This is a genomic window from Sulfuricurvum sp. (assembly GCF_028713855.1).
Lineage (GTDB): Bacteria > Campylobacterota > Campylobacteria > Campylobacterales > Sulfurimonadaceae > Sulfuricurvum.
In genome coordinates this window covers 70,278-88,657 of record NZ_JAQTNN010000003.1, presented here as the reverse complement: position 1 = coordinate 88,657, position 18,380 = coordinate 70,278, and the positions used below count along the sequence as shown (strand labels likewise).

Annotated in this window: 17 protein-coding genes and 1 tRNA gene; 17 read left to right on the top strand and 1 reads right to left on the bottom strand. The window is 44.9% G+C overall.

What is annotated here, in order from left to right:
* Window positions 1-3 precede the first annotated feature (3 nt).
* Window positions 4-264, bottom strand: coding sequence for a co-chaperone GroES (gene groES, locus PHI47_RS03875; protein WP_299933958.1), 261 nt, complete (start codon window positions 262-264; stop codon window positions 4-6).
* 206 nt (window positions 265-470) lie between these two features.
* On the opposite strand from groES, the gene PHI47_RS03870 reads away from it, so the two are divergent.
* The 17 genes from PHI47_RS03870 to PHI47_RS03790 all read left to right on the top strand — a co-directional run bounded on the left by PHI47_RS03870 (window position 471) and on the right by PHI47_RS03790 (window position 18,324).
* Window positions 471-547 (top strand) — tRNA-Met (locus tag PHI47_RS03870).
* Window positions 548-774: 227 nt separating this feature from the next.
* Window positions 775-2,766, top strand: coding sequence for a poly-beta-1,6-N-acetyl-D-glucosamine N-deacetylase PgaB (gene pgaB / locus PHI47_RS03865; RefSeq protein WP_299933956.1), 1,992 nt, complete (start codon window positions 775-777; stop codon window positions 2,764-2,766).
* Between the two features lie 20 nt (window positions 2,767-2,786).
* Window positions 2,787-4,076 carry a poly-beta-1,6-N-acetyl-D-glucosamine synthase gene (pgaC, locus tag PHI47_RS03860; RefSeq protein WP_299933954.1) on the top strand — a complete coding sequence of 430 codons (1,290 nt, stop codon included), beginning with the start codon at window positions 2,787-2,789 and terminating at the stop codon, window positions 4,074-4,076.
* Window positions 4,077-4,080: 4 nt separating this feature from the next.
* Window positions 4,081-4,524 (top strand): poly-beta-1,6-N-acetyl-D-glucosamine biosynthesis protein PgaD, encoded by a 444-nt coding sequence (pgaD, locus tag PHI47_RS03855; RefSeq protein ID WP_299933952.1) that lies wholly within the window; start codon window positions 4,081-4,083, stop codon window positions 4,522-4,524.
* A 62-nt stretch (window positions 4,525-4,586) separates the two neighbouring features.
* Window positions 4,587-6,344: a proton-conducting transporter membrane subunit gene (locus PHI47_RS03850; protein ID WP_299933950.1), complete on the top strand. Its 1,758-nt coding sequence runs from the start codon at window positions 4,587-4,589 to the stop codon at window positions 6,342-6,344.
* On the top strand, window positions 6,341-7,159 hold the full coding sequence (locus tag PHI47_RS03845) for a complex I subunit 1 family protein (RefSeq protein ID WP_299933948.1): 819 nt from the start codon (window positions 6,341-6,343) through the stop codon (window positions 7,157-7,159). Before PHI47_RS03850 ends, PHI47_RS03845 begins: the two co-directional genes overlap by 4 nt.
* Window positions 7,156-7,686, top strand: a complete 531-nt coding sequence (nuoB, locus tag PHI47_RS03840) for an NADH-quinone oxidoreductase subunit NuoB (protein WP_299933946.1) — start codon at window positions 7,156-7,158, stop codon at window positions 7,684-7,686. The genes PHI47_RS03845 and nuoB overlap by 4 nt, the downstream gene beginning before the upstream one ends.
* Entirely contained in the window at window positions 7,673-8,017 is a 345-nt protein-coding gene (locus tag PHI47_RS03835) for an NADH-quinone oxidoreductase subunit C (RefSeq protein WP_299933944.1), read from the top strand. Before nuoB ends, PHI47_RS03835 begins: the two co-directional genes overlap by 14 nt.
* Window positions 8,014-9,099: a nickel-dependent hydrogenase large subunit gene (locus PHI47_RS03830; RefSeq protein ID WP_299933942.1), complete on the top strand. Its 1,086-nt coding sequence runs from the start codon at window positions 8,014-8,016 to the stop codon at window positions 9,097-9,099. Before PHI47_RS03835 ends, PHI47_RS03830 begins: the two co-directional genes overlap by 4 nt.
* A gap of 9 nt (window positions 9,100-9,108) precedes the next feature.
* Window positions 9,109-9,534, top strand: coding sequence for a 4Fe-4S dicluster domain-containing protein (locus PHI47_RS03825; protein WP_299933940.1), 426 nt, complete (start codon window positions 9,109-9,111; stop codon window positions 9,532-9,534).
* Window positions 9,531-11,960: a hydrogenase small subunit gene (locus tag PHI47_RS03820; RefSeq protein ID WP_299933938.1), complete on the top strand. Its 2,430-nt coding sequence runs from the start codon at window positions 9,531-9,533 to the stop codon at window positions 11,958-11,960. Before PHI47_RS03825 ends, PHI47_RS03820 begins: the two co-directional genes overlap by 4 nt.
* Window positions 11,953-13,647: a nickel-dependent hydrogenase large subunit gene (locus tag PHI47_RS03815; protein WP_299933936.1), complete on the top strand. Its 1,695-nt coding sequence runs from the start codon at window positions 11,953-11,955 to the stop codon at window positions 13,645-13,647. Before PHI47_RS03820 ends, PHI47_RS03815 begins: the two co-directional genes overlap by 8 nt.
* A 92-nt stretch (window positions 13,648-13,739) precedes the next feature.
* Window positions 13,740-14,885, top strand: coding sequence for a GGDEF domain-containing protein (locus tag PHI47_RS03810; protein ID WP_299933934.1), 1,146 nt, complete (start codon window positions 13,740-13,742; stop codon window positions 14,883-14,885).
* Between the two features lie 55 nt (window positions 14,886-14,940).
* Window positions 14,941-15,534, top strand: a complete 594-nt coding sequence (locus PHI47_RS03805; protein ID WP_299933932.1) for a TetR/AcrR family transcriptional regulator — start codon at window positions 14,941-14,943, stop codon at window positions 15,532-15,534.
* Window positions 15,515-16,411 carry a hydrogenase gene (locus PHI47_RS03800; protein WP_299933930.1) on the top strand — a complete coding sequence of 299 codons (897 nt, stop codon included), beginning with the start codon at window positions 15,515-15,517 and terminating at the stop codon, window positions 16,409-16,411. The genes PHI47_RS03805 and PHI47_RS03800 overlap by 20 nt, the downstream gene beginning before the upstream one ends.
* A complete protein-coding gene (locus PHI47_RS03795; protein ID WP_299933928.1) occupies window positions 16,398-17,693 on the top strand; it encodes a nickel-dependent hydrogenase large subunit in 1,296 nt (431 codons plus the stop codon). The genes PHI47_RS03800 and PHI47_RS03795 overlap by 14 nt, the downstream gene beginning before the upstream one ends.
* A 34-nt stretch (window positions 17,694-17,727) precedes the next feature.
* On the top strand, window positions 17,728-18,324 hold the full coding sequence (locus PHI47_RS03790; RefSeq protein ID WP_299933926.1) for a pentapeptide repeat-containing protein: 597 nt from the start codon (window positions 17,728-17,730) through the stop codon (window positions 18,322-18,324).
* Window positions 18,325-18,380: the final 56 nt, after the last annotated feature.

Below are 18,380 nucleotides of genomic sequence, written 5' to 3'. Positions count from 1 at the left end.
TAGTTATTTAATGATTCCGAATAAATCGTCGGTCTCAATGACCAAATACGCTTTTCCATCCAGTGTTAACTCGTTTCCGGCATATTTACCAAATACGACAGTATCACCGGAAGAGACGTTTTCTACTTCACTGCTTACGGCAATAACGGTACCTTGAGAAGGTTTTTCTTTTGCATTATCGGGGATGATAATACCCGATGCGGTTTTGGTTGCCTCTTCGAGACGTTGTACCAAGACACGTTTTCCAAGTGGTTGAAAGGTCATAGCGTTTCCTTCTTTAAATGAATTTTTATGTGGGAGATTGTACACGAGTTTGGATTAATTGTCAATGTCTTAGTCACTATGACTCAATTAAGATGAGCTTATATTATATATATTGGATTTAGTGTTTATGTTTGTTTTTACTTTTAGGTTTTAATAAGTAATGGTTCACTATAATTCCACCCTCATTCAATTATCTACACAAAGATGGCTGGGTAGCTCAGCTGGTTAGAGCGCTGGTCTCATAAGCCGGAGGTCGGGGGTTCGAGTCCCCCCCCCGCCACCATCTTACAATCATTCCGCCCATTTAAAACTCCACAAATTTTCTATTTCATCCACACCCATTCAACAATAATCTTAAAAAAATCACATATTGCTAAGTGAATCTTTTAAATAAAACCAGCTTCATATTTTTGTAACGAAAGATATATGATTTGGAGATATACAAAGCGTGCTTAATGTATAATATTTGATTAAATTTTAAAGAAAGTAGTCTCATTTATGCTTAAACCAATGATAAAATTTCTTTTTGCATTAATTGTTGTTACAAGCAGTTATGTTGTGGCAAATGATGTGCCTAATGGGTGCAGTCGAGATCAAAATCCAAACGAGTTTACCATCCTAAGCTATCATGAAATAGCCGATAAAAGTCAAACACTCGATTCAACCTATGCGGTAACTCCATCGAATTTTGAACAACAAATGCGTTGGTTGAAGGATAACGGTTATCACTTTATCAGTATAGACGATATTTTAAAGTATCGAAAAAGTGGTAAGCCGTTGCCTGAAAAAGCTGTTTTGATTACTTTTGATGATGGCTATCAGTCTGTTTACGCGAATGCGTATCCTATTCTCAAAAAATATAAAATCCCATCAGTTATCGCATTGGTCGGCAGTTGGCTACTCAAAGAAGATAAAGTAGATTTTAGTGGGCATATGATCCCACGCAGTGAGTTTTTAAGCCAAAAAGAGATTAAAGAGATGATAGGTAGTGGACTTGTAGAAGTTGCCAGTCATTCGTATGCTTCACACAAAGGAATACAGGGTAATCCGCAAGGCAATTTGCAGCCCGCAATAAGAACGCGCCAATGGATATGCGATAAGCACGCTTATGAAGATGAAAAAAGTTATGAGAAGCGTATCTATAATGATTTATTGGAAAATAATACTTTTTTAGAACGCTATACCGGGCAAAAGCCTCGTGTAATGGTTTGGCCATACGGGCATTACAACATTGAAGTACGCCGTATTGCAGAGAAGTTAGGTATGCCTATCGGATTAACACTGGATGATGGCAGTAATACCCGTATTACACCGTTGTGGGGATTGCGACGAATATTGGTTGAACACAAAATGACGCTACCGGATTTAGAGCTCAATATGTGGGTACGAAATGCTAACTTTACTGACGATGCAAGAACAACAAAAGCCGCCCATATCGATTTGGATTATATCTATGATACCGATCCGGTTCAACAGGAAAAAAACTTGGGTGTTTTACTCGATCGGATAAAAAGCTTGGGTGTTAACACCGTTTATCTCCAGGCTTTTGCCGATCCTGATGCTAACGGTGCGGCGGACTATGTTTATTTCCCGAACCGGAATATACCGATGCGTGCCGATTTATTTAATCGTGTTGCTTGGCAAATTTCAACCCGTACACAGGTAAAGCGTGTTTATGCGTGGATGCCGATGATCGCCTGGCAATTACCTGCCAAAAATCCGGCGGCCAAAGATACGGTAGTGACGTTGCAGGTTGATTCGACCCATCTGAATATGGGATATCCGAGATTGTCTCCATTTTCTCCCACAGCACGGAAAGTCATTAAAGAGATTTATGAAGATTTAGCCAAATCCGTCTATATTGACGGGATATTGTTTCATGACGATGTGACACTTTCTGATTTTGAAGATGACAGTGCTTCGGCACGTGCACAATATAAAAAATGGGGATTGCCGCAAAGCGTCACGGCTATCAGAAGCGATAAAAAAGAATTTCAGAAATGGACACAGCTGAAAACGCATTATTTAGATGAATTTGCCATGGAACTGGCGAAAATACTCAGAAATGAGCAGCCGGGGCTGAAAACAGCGCGAAATCTGTACGCTCAAGTGGCACTTAACAAAGATGCGCAGGAGTGGTATGCGCAAAGTTTGTCTGAATCGATCAAAAATTATGACTATACCGCGATTATGGCAATGCCGTATATGGAACAAGCGGATGATCATCAGCAGTTTTACGACAAAATCGTTCAAAATGTAAAACAGGAGCAATGCGGGTTGGAGCGGACCGTGATGGAGCTTCAAACCGTTAATTGGAGAAAAAACAATGAGCCGATTCCTGCCGGCGAGGTAAGCAACACTATGGAATATTTGTATGATTTGGGGGTTCATCATATTGCCTATTATCCGGACAATGTGTTTACCAACACCCCAGATTCCGATCAAATGAAACAAAGTTTTTCCAAAAAACCGTTGCGTATGCACACTTATCGTACCCGATAAACTAAGAAGGATTTTCTTTGATGACTTTTACTGTAATTTTGCATCTACTATGGCATACCGTCTTAGGGTTTGTGTTTTATTACCCGCTCTTTATGTCAAGTTTGTGGATCATAGGTGCCATCTTTTTTTATTTTAAAAACGAAAAACCTTATCTCAAATATACAATTCCACCCCTTAGAAAGGGTGAAAGCTGGCAAGGGGTCAGTATTTTGATTCCTTGTTATAATGAGGGGCAAAATGCGGTCGAAACCATTACGTATGCCCTGAATGTGAAATATCCCGAATTTGAGGTTATCGCCATTAATGATGGCAGCAAAGATAATACGTTAGAAATTTTGCTAGAGTTGGCAAAAACCAATCCAAAATTAAAAGTGGTTAATTTAGCCGCAAATCAGGGTAAAGCGTTAGGGCTTCAGGCCGGTGCATTAGTGGCTAAATATGAGTATTTGGTTGGTATCGACGGGGATGCTTTGATCGATGAGTATTGTCTGTATTGGATGGTGAAACACTTTATCCGTTATCCGGCAGTTGCCGCCGTAACGGGAAACCCTCGAATACGAAATCGCACAACGTTGCTGGGAAAAATTCAAGTCGGGGAATTTTCTTCTATCGTCGGTATGATCAAACGTGCACAGCGCAGTTTCGGTCGGATTTTTACCGTATCAGGGGTGATTACCGGATTTAGAAAAGCGGCGGTGCATGAGGTAGGCTATTGGAGCCCCGATATGCTGACGGAAGATATCGATGTTACCTGGAAACTGCAACGCAACGGTTGGGATGTCCGTTTTGAGCCTCGTGCTTTGGTGTGGATCTTGATGCCGGAGACGTTGAGCGGATTATGGAAACAACGTTTGCGTTGGGCCATGGGCGGGGTACAAGTTATGCTTAAAAACTTTAAGGTTTTATTTATGCCACGCCAAACCCATCTTTGGGGGCTTATGGTTGAGCTCATGTTAAGTACCTTGTGGGCGTATAGTATGGCATTGGTATTTTTAGTCTGGTTTATTAGTTTATTTGTTCCAGTAGCGTATCTAATGCCTCAGCAATCGCCTATTTTACCGGATCAAACCAGTGTGATTCTAATCGGTGCATGTTTGGTACAGTTTGCCGTGAGTAAATGGCTGGACGGCCATTATGATCAAGGGTTGGGGAAAAATTATTTTTGGATGATTTGGTATCCGTTTGCCTATTGGCTCCTGAATCTGTTTACTGCCGTAACGGCTCTTCCTAAGGTTTTATTCGCTAAAAAAGGTCGCGCTCGTTGGGTTAGTCCGGATCGTGGCGCGCATCAACAGGTCAAAAAAGGTTAAAAAAATGGAAACATTAATTATTAATAAACGCCATGAACTGCCTAGAACCAAACGGATAGTTTGGGACATAATAACTATTTTGCTGTGGGGTGGCTTTATCTATTTGTGGAAGCCGGTATTTCACGTATTTTATCGGATCATTACATTAGGTGCACCCTCAGAAGAGTTATCTGATTGGATTTTTGGTGAAATTCATAGTGTGACTTTTGAACATGCCCTCTATATGCTAATCGGAACCCCTATTGTATTGTTTGTACTTTCAAGACTAAATCGCCATCAAGCTCCCAGTGAGCATTTAATTTATCATTCGAGTGATTATTCCAATTATTTTAAGGTAAGTGATACAGAGTTAAAAGAGTGTGTAAATACTCAACTGGTTACGGTTTATCATGATGATCATGGACATATAACGCATCTGAATAACCAAATTGAAATAAAAAACCAGTAACTTTTTTAAGTGATTCATGTGTTATAATCTTCGAAAATAGCTCCTAAAAGGGATGCGTATCGATGCTGTTAACACTTATATTATTACCGATAGCAACGGCTTTTTTAATACTATACTCCTCTACACGCATACAGTATCTTTTGAGTGCTGCCGTTTTGGGAGTGGGGAGTTTCCTTTCAGTTTCTCTTTTTATGTCTACAGAAAGGGTGTCATTTCATCTCCCTTTTCTCCTTAATGCTATGATTATTGCTGCCGATCTCGTATTACTGATCTATTTTTTGGTTCAAGGGAAGAAGTTTAATAGCCCTAAAGTGATAGTGCTTGCCGCAGCTCAATTGTTGTTGTATATATATGCGGAGTATGCCGCCCCATCCGGAAGATCGGCAGAGATTGTGGTGGATGAACTTTCCCGATTTATGTTTTTGATCATCAATATTGTCGGAGGTATTATCGTCCTTTATTCGGTACGATATATGGAAGATGAGTCAGTTGAACCATATAAAAAACGGCATTTTATTGCTGCAATGCTCCTTTTCCTCTCTGTGATGAATGCCATAGTCTGCGCGAACTCACTTTTGCTTTTCTTCTTTTTATTTGAAATGACGACATTGGCATCGTATCAGCTTATTGCCTTTCGAAATGATGAAATCAGCCGAGCAAATGCCCTCAGGGCTCTTTGGATGAACCAGATCGGAGGGGTGGTGATTTTAGCGGGAACATTGGTCGCAGCTCTCGTTTTGGATACGGTGATGTTAGATACGCTGTTGCAACATTCCGGCGGTATGTTACTGTTTTCTGTAGCCTTACTGAGTATGGCCGCATTGGTCAAGGGGGCTTCGATTCCATTTGACGGATGGTTGCTCGGTGCTATGGTCGCGCCGACACCGGTGAGTGCGATGCTCCATTCGGCGACAATGGTCAAGATTGCACCGTATCTCATTTTGAAGCTGGCGCCGGTACTTGGAACGACGTTACTTGGAGGGGTTTTATCAATAACGGGAGCTCTTGTTTTTGTAGCTGCCGCCTATCTGGCATTGTCACGTTCGATTTTCAAAGAGATTTTGGGATACTCCACTGTGGCGCTTTTAGGGCTGATGATGGCTTTGGCGGCGATCGGCACGAAAGAGAGTATGATGCTCTCGATGGTGCTTATGCTGTTTCATGCCCTCTCCAAAGCACTGCTCTTTTTGGCGGCTGGGGTTTTGGAAAAGCAATATCATCTTAAAAGTATCGAAGAGATGAGTGCTTTGGTGCACCGTGCTCCCAAAACGGTCGGTTTCATAGTACTGGGGTTCGTTTCACTGACCTTGCCCCCGTTTGGGCTTTTTATGGGGAAACTTTTTGCTATTACCTCTGTCGCATCGCTTCTGCGGGAACGCCCTTTATTGCTGATCGTATTGGTATCCATGATCATCGGGAGTACATTGCTGGTACTTCTTTATTTTAAAGTCTCTTCCGCACTCCTCTCCAATCCATCCGATACCGTTCGCACGGAAAAGGAACGTATCCCGCAGGGGTTTAGCATCCCGTTGGTGTTGTTGAGTCTCCTTATCCTGTTTGCGGCGGTCGGATTTATCGTTATCCAGCATGATGTTTTGCTCGCTTTATTTACGTTGCCGCTCCTCTTTGTCTTCGCTTTACCGTCGATGATACGGAGTATGGAGCACTATGACCGTACTGCGATCTACCATTGCGGTGAGAAAGAGTCGTTTGATGCGGCATTGGTCTATTATGAGCCTTCCGTCCGAATAAAAGGGATGATCTATTGGGGATTTGGTATTCTTTTTGTAGCCGTAGCATTTGTCGGGGTGCTCTCATGATCTGGGTATGGATTGCCCTTGCTCCGATATTGGGCGGGTTGGTCTATGGGGGAGAGCGGGTATTGCGAGCTCGGATGCAGCGACGACTTGGCCCTCCGTTCTTACAGCCGTTTTACGATATGTTTAAACTCCTCGATAAACGGACACTCATTGTTCATGCTCCTCATGCGCTGTTGGCCGTTGCCCATTTTTTTGCCCTTTGGTTTAGTGTTGCGGCGATCTTTTTGGGATGGAATCTCCTCTATATTGTTTTTTTGCATCTTATTGCACAAATGTTGCTGATTCTCGCAGGCTACAGCGTACGATCGGCTTATTCGCATCTGGGAGCTAATCGGGAGCTGTTGATGCTCGTCGCGTATGAACCGATATTGATCCTCGTAGCCGTCGGATTGTATTTGGTGAGCGGGAGTTTCGAGATTACTGGGATGATCCAAAAGGGAAATTATTTGGCTCAGTTACCGCTGTTGTTTGCCGCATTGCTGATGATTGTCCCTATCAAAGTAAAAAAATCCCCTTTTGATGTCGGGGAAGCCCATCAGGAGATCGTAGGGGGAGTCGAGATTGAATATAGCGGCGTTTTTTACGAGTTTTTGTATATGTCCCGATTTCTCGAATATCTTTTTATTTATAGCTTTGTTTTTATTTTCGGAGGGGAATCAGTGTGGTTGGGGGCTGTTTTAGTCGCAGGGGTATTTCTGCTCGTCAATCTGGTGGATAACGCGACTGCCCGTGTCCGTACGCCGCAAATGATCAAAATTATCTATATGGCGGCTATGCCTCTGGCAGTTCTCAATCTTGTATGGATACTCCTATGAAGTTTTTTATCCCTTTTCGTAAAAAATCACCCTGGATTTTGCATTACAATGCCGGAAGCTGCAACGGGTGTGACATCGAAATCCTCGCGGCACTGGGACCGAAGTTTGATCTGGAGCGTTTCGGGGTGATCAACACGGGAAATCCGAAGCAGTCCGATATCTTTTTGGTGACGGGGCCGGTGACGTATCGTTCCCGTGAACGGCTCGTAGAGCTTTATTCTCAAATACCTGAACCCAAAGTGGTTATAGCGGTAGGATCATGTACGACGACAGGAGGGGTGTTTCGAGGAATGTATAACGTCGAAGACGGGATCGATCGCTACATCCCCGTCGATGTGTATGTTCCCGGTTGCGCTTCAACGCCTCAGCTCATCATTGATGCTATTGTCAAAGCATTGGATATTTTGGAAGCGAAAAGCAAAGAGATCGAGAAGCCGTTCAAACTCTTCGGTGCAATAGAGACCATAGGCAATAAACTCAGTCGCCTCAACATGGCAAAAAAGGTGGAACTGCATGAGAAAAATTGAGACCACACTTCCAACGCTTTTGGCGGATATCGGTACTTTTTACGAAGCTCGAAAATGGCATTTTTTGAGTGTCAACGGGATCGATCTGGGGGAAGGCAAAATAGAGCTTCAATGGATTTTTTCCCGTTATGGGATAAAAGATGAGATCGTGATCTATTATGCCCTCAGTGATTACACTACTCCTGTCCCCTCGGTCGTGAGCTTGATCCCCTCGGCGTTTATGGGGGAGAGGGAGATCGTCGATATGTTCGGACTCACGGTTGAGGGAGCGCTACGAGGGCTTTATCTTGATGAAGATTCTTTACCCCATCCGTTAAGGGGGGAATCATGAAAAAAACGATCCAAATTCCTCTGGGATCGCAGCATATCTCACTGCTGGAGCCGATCCGTTTTAAATTCGAGTGTGAAAATGAGAAAATCATCGGGGTGGATGCCGACGTCGGATTCGTCCATCGCGGCGTTGAACTGGCGTGTACCCGCAGTTTCGAGTTCAAGCAAGTGGGGTATGTTGTCGCCCGCGTTTGCGGTCTGTGTGCAATCACCCATTCGCTCTCGTATACACTGGCAGTCGAAAAACTGCTCGGTTACGTTGCCAACGACCGGATCAAATATCTGCGGATGCTGATGGTGGAACTGGATCGTATCCATTCGCATATGCTCTGTCTCGCCCACACGGCGGAGAATGCCGGATTTGAAGCTCTTTTTATGCAGATTATGGCCGATCGGGAACTGGTGATGGATCTGCAAGAAGCGATCAGCGGAAATCGTGTTCAGTTTGATTTTATCGCTATCGGCGGAGTGAATCGTGATCTGACCCCTGAACTGAGCGCGCTGATCCATAAAAACCTCGAATTGTTGTCGGATAAAATTGATACTCTGCTAGGGCTTTTTGATAACAACTGGTCGCTTTCATTGAAATACAAAGGGGTCGGTGTATTAACATTGGATCAGGCCTATACCTACAACGCATTAGGGCCTTTGGCGCGTGCGGCAGGGTTAGCGACCGACGTGCGTGTCGAGACGAGCGATTTTCCCTATGAGGCACTAGGGTATACGATGGTTCTTGAATCGACCGGGGATATTCATGCCCGTAACTTTGTCCGTCTTCGAGAGATTCTCAATTCGATTGCGATGTGCCGAAACATTGTGGATAATCTTCCCTCCGGTGAGATTCAGGAGAAGACCAAAGGTAAACCGAGCGGCGAGGCTGTTGTTCGTGTCGAGGCACCGCGCGGGGAGCTTTTTTATCTGGTGCGCGGTAACGGTCAGAATATGCTGGAGAGGGTGCGGATCAAAACGCCGACCTTTTCGGCTATTCCGGCGATGATGGAAGTATTTAAAGGCTCAGAGTACGCTGATGCCCCTGCCATCCTCGCCTCGTTCGATCCGTGCATGTCCTGCACGGCAAAATAGGATAAAATTATGATTCGTTCTATGTTTGAGGCTTTTAAAAATCTTTTTAAACCCGTACATACGGTAAACTATCCTGCAACCGAACTTGTCCTTCCGAAAGGGTACAGGGGATTGATCGAATATGACAAAGAAGCGTGCATTTTCTGCGATAAATGCGAGAAAGTGTGTCCTCCGGGGGCAATTTTGTTCTATCAGCCGCTAGAGGGGGAGAAAGAGTACCGCTACAACCCGTGGCTTTGTATCTACTGCGGCGAATGTGTACGTGCCTGCCCAAAACCGCAAGAGGCGCTATGGCAAAGCGAAACGAAACAGCAATCAGCGCTGAAAGAAGACGGGGCAAACGAGGGATGGTTTGTCTGGGAAGCAGCATGCAAACAAAGCCGTGAAGATTTTAAAGCGGCAAAAATCAAAAACAAGAGTGAGGAATCGGTATGAGAATCGTCATTGTAGGAGGCGGAATTTCTGCCGTTTATATCGCAAATTCCATTATGGAACAAATGCCGGAATCGGATATCCTCATCGTCTCTGATGAAGCGCATCCTCCGTATGATCGGATTCATCTTTGCTCTTTGGTCGATCATTCCAAATGTGCTGAGGGTATTGCCCTGGAACTTCATCCGAATGTACGGTTGGAACTGAATCAAAAAATTGTTTCTATCGATCCCAAGAGCAAACGTGTGTTTAGTGAACATGCCGTTTTCTCCTACGATAAGCTCATTATTGCAACGGGTTCTATCCCGAAATCTCTTTTTGATATTACCGGGATTGATAATGCGGCAACCTTTCGAAGTGTGCGTGATTGCGAAGAGATCGCACGCGGGATTGTCGGAAAAAATGTTGTCATCATCGGTGCGGGGCCGATCGCTTTGGAATTGCTCGACACATTGATGCATAACACGGAGGCGAAAAGCATTACGCTGATCGTGCGAAGCGATTATCTCTATTCTCGTGAGTTGAATTCTGCGGCCGTTGCACTGATACGGGGGATTTTTGAAGCCGATCCGCGTATTCGGATTGATTTTAACGATGCGATTGTCGATCGCGAGATCGTCGGATCGAAACTAACACGCATTTTGACCCGTAAAGGGACGGAAATAGACGATCCTTTCCTCATCTTCGGTGTCGGTATCGATCCGAATATCGCCTTTGTACGTGAATCGTTGGCGTGTGACAAAGGGATTTTGGTCGATGAAACGATGCGCACCTCTGATCCCGACATATTTTGTGTCGGCGAAGCGGCACAGCTTCGTGAGGGTGGATTTATCGCAGGACGGGTCAAAGAATGCACGTTGCAAGCCGATGTCGCGATTGCCAATCTGCTGAGCCGTGAAGCTTTGGAATTTCATGAAGCGGTATCGATCGACGGGCTTAAAGTGGGATCATTTTTATTTGCGGATGTCACTTCACCCACATTTAATCCGAAAGATCCGGATAACGAAACCATTCTTATCTCGCATGAAAATCGAATCGATCAATACATCGTTAATCACGACCGCCTTAAACGCTTTATCGGAATCAATACCAATATCGATCTTTTGAGACTGAAGCGTTTGATGGAACTGGATGAGCCGATCGATGCGGCTTATTTTTATTCCAACCGTCTGATGTCTGAAAACGGGCGGCTGGTTTGCAGCTGTGAAGGGGTACATGAGCAGGAACTGATTACTCTGATCCGAGAAAACGCCGTGACATCGTTCGCTGAACTCAAAGCATACACAAAAGCAGGACGTACCTGCGGACGGTGCAAACAGGATGTATGTGCGATTTTGGAGGCGACCCCTATCGATCCCGAAGAGGCGGCACGGTTAAAACAAGAGCGCGAAGCAGCGGCTAAAGAGGCTGAACTCGCGGTTGTTCGAGAACGGATTGAAAAATACAATCGTATCCACCCGAAAAATCAGCTCAGCAGTGACAATCTCGAAGAGGCGATTGCATCGTTTGAAATGAGTCACGAATACAACCGCTGGGTTTCGATGATCACTGCCTCAATGCATTTGCATCCCAGTTACGAAGAGGTGGTCAAAGAGGGGGTAACACAGCTGAATAAAATCCCGATCATTTGGCTGGAACTCGCCGATTGCAGCGGAAATTCGGAAGGGTTTATCAAAACAGCCCATCCTAAAATCGATGATCTTATCCTCAAATACATATCCCTCGATTACCATGAACTGCTGATGGCGGCATCGGGTGAGCAATCCGAACAAGTTCTGAGGGACATCGTCCAAAATGATGCGGGGAAATACGTACTCATCGTTGAGGGGGCAGTACCGATGGGGCTGGATGGAAAGTTCTTGCGCATCGGCCCAAAAGGGGAAACGGGAGTTGATCTGCTTAAACGGGTTGCCGCCAATGCGGCGGCGGTCATGGCGGTAGGATCATGCGCTTTTGATGGCGGAGTGGTTGCGGCAGCACCCAATCCAACGGGTGCGGTCGGGGTGAGCGAAGCGCTTGGACGCTCTGATATCATCAACCTTCCCGGATGTCCGGTCAATCCGATTAACATTGTCGGAACGCTGTTGCATTACATCATGTTCGATGAATTTCCCAAACTGGACGCTAAAAATCGTCCCGAATGGGCGTACGGATTTAGGGTGCATGACAACTGCGAACGCAGAGGTCATTACGATCTGGATGAGTTTGTCCTCGAATGGGGCGACGAAGGGGCTAAAAAGGGGTGGTGTCTATTCCAGATGGGATGCAAAGGCCCCTATGCCGATCTCAACTGCTCTCTCGTGAAATTTAACGAAGGGACGAGCTGGCCGGTGCAGGTAGGGCATGGATGTTTCGCCTGCGGTCAGGGGAAAATCGCGTTTGACCAATACGCCAATAACCGTAAATTAGAGGAGAAACCGCATGAGTAACCGAAAAATCGTTATCGATCCCATTACGCGGATCGAAGGGCATCTGCGGATCGAAGTTGAGATTGATGAAAATAACGTCATACGTGAAGCGTGGGCATCCGGACAGCTGTTTCGGGGGATTGAGACGATTTTGCAGGGGCGTGACCCCAGAGATGCCGGTCTGATTGCACAGCGAATCTGCGGAGTATGTACGAATGTCCATTACCGTGCTTCCATCAGTGCGGTTGAAGAAGCGTACGGCATCACGATTCCCCATAATGCTGAGATTATTCGCAATCTCGTTACGCTATCGCTGTTCGTCCAAGATCATATCGTCCATTATTACCATCTCCACTCACTTGATTATGTCGATATCACGGGAGCTTTAAACGCGGATTGTCTCAAAGCGTCGCTTGAAGCACAAAAGTGGAGTGCAAACCCCTATCGAAATTCCGTTGCCCATTTGGAGAGTGTGAAAGAAAAACTGAGCAGCTATGTCAAAGCCGGGCGTTTGGGGCTTTTTGCAAACGGCTATTGGGGACATGAGATGTATAAACTCTCTCCGGAACAAAATCTTATCCATATGAATCATTACCTCGAAGCACTCAATATTCAGAGAGATATCTCCAAAGCGATCGCGATTTTCGCGGGTAAAACTCCTCATCCCCAAAATCTTGTCGTGGGTGGAGTAACGAGTGTTGCCGAAATCCTCAACCCTCAGAGATTAAATGATTTCCTCTTTATTATCAAAGATGTGAGAGGGTTTATTGAGCGTGCCTACGTCCCTGATATGATGATGATTGTGGATGCTTATCGTGAGACAATCACATCAGGTGAGGGGAGAGCGAGCGGAAATTTCATGGGATGCGGCGGATACCGTTTTGGCAAACAGTCGGTTCTATTTGAATCCGGAGTGATTAAAGGGCATGATTTTGGGAATATTGCACCGTTTGATGCGGCTAAGATTACCGAAGAGGCGTCACGTTCATGGTATGAAAATAATGAACCGCTCTCTCCCTATGAGGGAGAAACTACACCGTTCTATACCGATCTTAACGAGGATGGAACCCTCAAAAGTGAAGGGAAATACAGCTGGGTCAAAGCACCTCGATACGATGGCGAAGTGATGGAAGTAGGGCCATTGGCTCGTATGATCATCGGATATAGTAAAAACTCTCCGGTGATCCGTCCCTATATGGAACGGTTTATGGAACGTTCCTCTCTGGAACTGATTGATTTTTCCACGACAATCGGGCGCAATGCAGCGCGTGCGGTAGAGGCGCAGATCTGCTGCGATTATCTTTTTGATATGATGAGTGATTTGATCGAAAACGTCAAATATTTTGATGAGACGACATGGACGAAATACAGTTTCGAAGAGATGCCTCATGAAGCGAAAGGGGCGGGAATTTTCGAAGTACCGCGCGGTGTTCTTGGGCATTTTATTCGGATAGAAGATGCAAAAATTGCTAATTATCAGGCAGTGGTTCCGACGACATGGAACGCTTCGCCTAAAGATTCCGCTAATCATCGCGGAGCCTATGAAGAGTCGTTGATCGGCATTACTTTATCGAATCCGGAACAACCGTTGGAGGTATTACGGACGGTTCATTCGTTTGATCCTTGTCTGGCTTGTGCGGTACACGTGATCGATGCAACGGGAAGAGAGTTGTCTGAATATAAACTTATAAGTTCGAACACCTTTTAAAAGTGAATTATAATTCAGTTTTAAAGAACTATCTGTCATAGTAAGAGATATCGGCATTTTATGATCTCTGGGAGATCGAGGAAATGAGTGACATGGATAAGATAGTTTTTTTTCTTGCATTGCAACAGTTCGTTTATGGGATAGGATGGTTAGTCGGGATAAAGCTTATTCCAGAAATACGCAGCGTGGGAATTTGGCTGAGCGGATTTGCTTTTTTTAGCGGGTTATATTTCATGGCCTCGCCTTTGAATGCGGTAGGAGTAGGCTTCTCGCATATTTGGATTGCACAGTTTCTTATTGTTGTGGTCATGATTATGGTTCGACGAGCCAATGAAGCGCTGTTCTTTGAACCCTATCGATGGAAAGAAGATGCGGGTCTTATCATATTTTTTGGGATCATTTCTGTGTGGACTTTGAGTTTCTCAATGCGAACATCCATCATCGTTATGACGGTCTCTTTTATCGTACTTTGGATGGGGATTCGAACGGTCATTATCTCGTATCGTTCTATTGTCAAAGAATTCGGTTTGACGATTACGCTGTTGGTCAATTTACCGATACTGTTTTTTTTACTTGTCAAAGGGGCTCAGGCATTTGCCATTATCAACCATCAGACGATTATCCATGATCCTGATACAGGGCGTTTGGAAAGTACATGGTATCTTGCATTGTTACTTGCCCTGACAGGATTGATGCATGTCAATTATGTTGTTATGCTATTGAAACGGCTTATTCAAAATCTGAATAAAATGTCAAAAACGGATGTATTGACAAATATAATGAATCGACGTGCAGCTGAAGAAGTTCTCTGCCATGAGATAAGAGAGATGGTTCGAGACGGAATCCCTTTTACGGTCTTAATGATTGATATTGATTTTTTTAAGAGTGTCAATGACCGATACGGACATGCAAAGGGTGATGAGGTATTACAGAGTGTTTGCAAGTGCATGCGAGATACCGTTCGGCGAAATGATTATGTCGCTCGGTTCGGGGGAGAAGAATTTTTACTTATTCTCCCCCATACAGCCTTAAAACAAGCCGTTGAATTAGGTGAGCGAATCCGTCAAAAAGTGGCTGATTTGCGTTTTGATACCGAGGATATTAAGATAACCATCAGTATCGGAGTTACCCAATCCAATTCTGATGATAGCGTGATGGAAAATATTTTATCCCGAGCGGATAAAGCATTATATGTTTCTAAAGAGCGTGGGCGTAATCAGCTCAATATCGAAATATAGTTATGAATGTGTATTCGCTATAATTACGTTAATGAATCTTAGACAGGAATAGAATTTGGCACGATTAACAAAAGAAGAACGTAAAGTTTCCATCATGACAAAAGCATTGGAATTATTTTCCAAAGAGGGGTTTTACCAAACGACAATGCCCTCTATAGCTGAAAAAATCGGAATGAGTGTCGGAAATCTTTATAATTATTTTACCTCGAAAGAGATGTTGGCGAAGGATTTAATACTCTATATCGCCAATATACTGGGGGAAGAGATTCGGAAAATCAATGAGAGCCCTCTCAACACCAAAGAGAAAATAGAAGCAATTGTTCATATGTATTTTAAAATTGCACAAGAACGCCCTGAGACGATTGAATATTTTTTGAGAGTTTATCTGTCGAATCGTGAAGTATTTCAAAACTGTTGTGAAGGGATGATCTGTGTATCCGCCTTTGTGACGGAACTGATGATTTTTTTCGAAGAAGGGGTTCGATCAGGCGAACTCAAAGATCAGGAATTTTTTAGCGCATTCGGTCTTTTTATGGGGTACTTGGGCGGGATGGTATTTATAAACGGTGAAAAAATTCTTCCCAAACCGTTGGAGAGTTATGAATCCTCCATCAGCGATAACATCTACAATGCCCTCAAATCCAACTAAACTCAAAATCATTTGGCTGCAGGGAATCACCTGCAACGGCAATACCCACTCTTTTTTAAATGATCCCTTGTTGGGAACGCTTTTGGATGAAGTAGAATTTATCCATCATCCGATCCTCCCCGCTCAAAAAACACTCAAAGAGGTGGTAAAAAAAATTCCTAAATCGGATATCCTCATTTTCGAGGGGGCATACAGTGCTTCTTTTGAGCGTGCGGGGGTGCCAATGGAGACCCTTTTACTTGCGCTTGCTTCCAAAACCAAACATATTATTGCGATGGGAAGCTGCGCAAGCTTCGGAGGGATTTTTAAAGAGGGGGCACCGGAGCATATCAGCGGAATATTATTTGATAAAGAGCAGGAGAGTGGTCCCTTACGTTCTATGCGAGAGAAAGTGATTACCCTCAGCGGCTGTCCCGCCCATCCGAAGTGGCTCAGTTTTGTCATCGATATGATCGTTTCGGGCAAAACGATTGCGGTGGATGAGTATCGCCGTCCGAAAGCGCTTTATTCTTATCTTGTCCATAACGGATGTTTACGCAATGAGTATTTTGAGTGGAAAGTGGACAGCGATCATTTCGGAACCAAAGAGGGGTGTCTCTTTTATGCTCAAGGGTGTCAGGGCCCGATGACGCATGGCAGCTGCAATAAAATTCTCTGGAATGAGGTGAGTTCCAAAACCAGAGCAGGCACACCGTGTGTCGGATGCACCGAACCTACTTTCCCCAAAAGCAATCTTTTCTCGACGAAAACGTACATGTCAATTCCCTCAGAGATGCCGTTGGGGATACCGAAACGGAGCTATCTGGCTCTGGCAGGAGCGGCAAAATCGTTCCATATTAAACGGCTCGAAGAGAGGTTGATCGATGATAACGCATGAACTGATCGAGCGGATCGAGGGGGAAGCGGTACTCGATTTTAAAACCGATAAAAGCGGAATCGTCCGAGATGCCAATATCCGTTTTTTACATTTTCGGGGAATGGAAGCGATTTTGGAAGGGCGTAATGCCCTCGATGCGTTGGTGATCACTCCCCGTGTCTGCGGTATCTGCGGTCATTCGCATCTGATTGCCACGGTGAAAATGATCGAAAATATCTACCAGAATGCAGGGGTCAAGATACGTATCAGCGATAAGGCAAAGGCTATTCGTCAAATCACGCTCTCGTGCGAATTGATCCAAAACCATATCAAATGGCTCTATTTGATAATGCTCCATGAGAGTGGCAAGCTTTTAGAAAAAGAGCCGAAGGTAGCGCTTAAAGCTTTGTATGTATCGTCTCAAGTAAATCAGTTGTGTGCCCTTTTCAGCGGTCAGTGGCCCCATAGCTCGTATGCTATCCCGGGAGGGGTGACGTGCGATCCGACCTATATCGAGGTGATGCAGGCGCTGAAAATTCTCTCCGAAGTGGAGCGGTTTATTGCTGATGAGGTATTGGGATGCACTCCTGAGGCGTTTAACCAAGCGATGAGCCAAAACACATTGTTGAGTCTCAAAGGGGATTTCGGAACCGTATTACGCAATTTTGAGCGGCTTGGACTTTTGGAACAGGGCAAAAGTCACGGTCGATTCTTGGTTCTGGGTGAGACCCAAGAGATTATCGTTCATTTAGAACGCAGCAGTGCGAGTTCGGATAATGTGAGTGAAGATATTTCCAATACCTTTGCGGAAGGGGGAAATACCTATGCCAAAAATGCCCTCTACAACGGAGAATTTTTTGAGACGGGACCGTTGGCGCGTGCTTTGGTTCAGGAACATACAGGCGTGAGTGCTCTGCATCGTTTATACGGAGACAGTGCGGTGACACGGATTACGGCTCGGGTCGAGGAGATGGTATCTTTGTGTGCACACGTGCGGCAGCTTTTGACATCACTTGATCTTTCTCAGCCTTCATTCATTACCCCTCCCTCTATTGAGAGCATCAGCGGGGAAGGGCTCGGGATTATCGAAGCGCCGCGCGGATCACTGATCCACCGTGCTACGATAGAAAAGGGGAAAATAGTATCGTATTCGATTATCACCCCGACGCAGTGGAATCTGGGGAACGGAACGCAAACGAATCTCGGTGTGGCGCAGAAGGCGATGATCGGAGCAGAATCGATCGCGAAAGCGTCGCTCCTATTCCGCACCTTTGATGTCTGTTCGGTGTGTACGACGCATTAAAATAAAACCGATCAGTATTTCAAAAAGGGCTTATATGACTATTATAGATACCATGGACGTATTCGCCGAAAAATTCGAGGGCGTTGATCTGCACGGCAAAAAGATCACCAAAGCCGAATTCGATGACTGCACCTTCGTCTCCTGCGATTTCAGCGAAACCTTTTTTTCCTCCTGCAAATTTACCGAATGCCGTTTCGAAAACTGCAACCTGAGCCTCATGAAGCTCACCAACACCAAAATGAGCGACGTCGAGTTTGTTTCGTGCAAGATGATCGGGATCGACTGGACGATGGCGGATTGGAAGAGCCTTCTCAATGCCGACCCGATCCGCTTTCGCGAGTGCATTCTAAACGACAGCAATTTTTTCGGTCTGAACATAGAGGGATTGATAATGCGGGAGTGCCGAGCTAAAGAGGTCGATTTTCGCAACGGAACGTTTCAAAAAGCCGATTTCACCCTGAGCGATTTCAAAGGGGCGCTGTTCGGCAATACTCATTTGGAGGAAGCCAACTTTACCGACGCTTCCAACACCTCTATCGATATACGCTCCAACCATCTCAAGGGGGCTATTTTCAACCGATATGAGGCACTTTTTCTGCTCGAAACGATGGGAATCGTGTTGGTTGATTGAGGTTTCTACTTCCGCTGTAAAATAACTTTTTCAAAATCTATCACTTACTTATAAAA

Bases quoted from the DNA above. Each gene is read 5' to 3' on its own strand.
- groES (WP_299933958.1), bottom strand. From the start codon at position 264: ATGACCTTTCAACCACTTGGAAAACGTGTCTTGGTACAACGTCTCGAA.
- pgaB (WP_299933956.1), top strand. From the start codon at position 775: ATGATAAAATTTCTTTTTGCATTAATTGTTGTTACAAGCAGTTATGTT.
- pgaC (WP_299933954.1), top strand. From the start codon at position 2,787: ATGACTTTTACTGTAATTTTGCATCTACTATGGCATACCGTCTTAGGG.
- pgaD (WP_299933952.1), top strand. From the start codon at position 4,081: ATGGAAACATTAATTATTAATAAACGCCATGAACTGCCTAGAACCAAA.
- PHI47_RS03850 (WP_299933950.1), top strand. From the start codon at position 4,587: ATGCTGTTAACACTTATATTATTACCGATAGCAACGGCTTTTTTAATA.
- PHI47_RS03845 (WP_299933948.1), top strand. From the start codon at position 6,341: ATGATCTGGGTATGGATTGCCCTTGCTCCGATATTGGGCGGGTTGGTC.
- nuoB (WP_299933946.1), top strand. From the start codon at position 7,156: ATGAAGTTTTTTATCCCTTTTCGTAAAAAATCACCCTGGATTTTGCAT.
- PHI47_RS03835 (WP_299933944.1), top strand. From the start codon at position 7,673: ATGAGAAAAATTGAGACCACACTTCCAACGCTTTTGGCGGATATCGGT.
- PHI47_RS03830 (WP_299933942.1), top strand. From the start codon at position 8,014: ATGAAAAAAACGATCCAAATTCCTCTGGGATCGCAGCATATCTCACTG.
- PHI47_RS03825 (WP_299933940.1), top strand. From the start codon at position 9,109: ATGATTCGTTCTATGTTTGAGGCTTTTAAAAATCTTTTTAAACCCGTA.
- PHI47_RS03820 (WP_299933938.1), top strand. From the start codon at position 9,531: ATGAGAATCGTCATTGTAGGAGGCGGAATTTCTGCCGTTTATATCGCA.
- PHI47_RS03815 (WP_299933936.1), top strand. From the start codon at position 11,953: ATGAGTAACCGAAAAATCGTTATCGATCCCATTACGCGGATCGAAGGG.
- PHI47_RS03810 (WP_299933934.1), top strand. From the start codon at position 13,740: ATGGATAAGATAGTTTTTTTTCTTGCATTGCAACAGTTCGTTTATGGG.
- PHI47_RS03800 (WP_299933930.1), top strand. From the start codon at position 15,515: ATGCCCTCAAATCCAACTAAACTCAAAATCATTTGGCTGCAGGGAATC.
- PHI47_RS03795 (WP_299933928.1), top strand. From the start codon at position 16,398: ATGATAACGCATGAACTGATCGAGCGGATCGAGGGGGAAGCGGTACTC.
- PHI47_RS03790 (WP_299933926.1), top strand. From the start codon at position 17,728: ATGACTATTATAGATACCATGGACGTATTCGCCGAAAAATTCGAGGGC.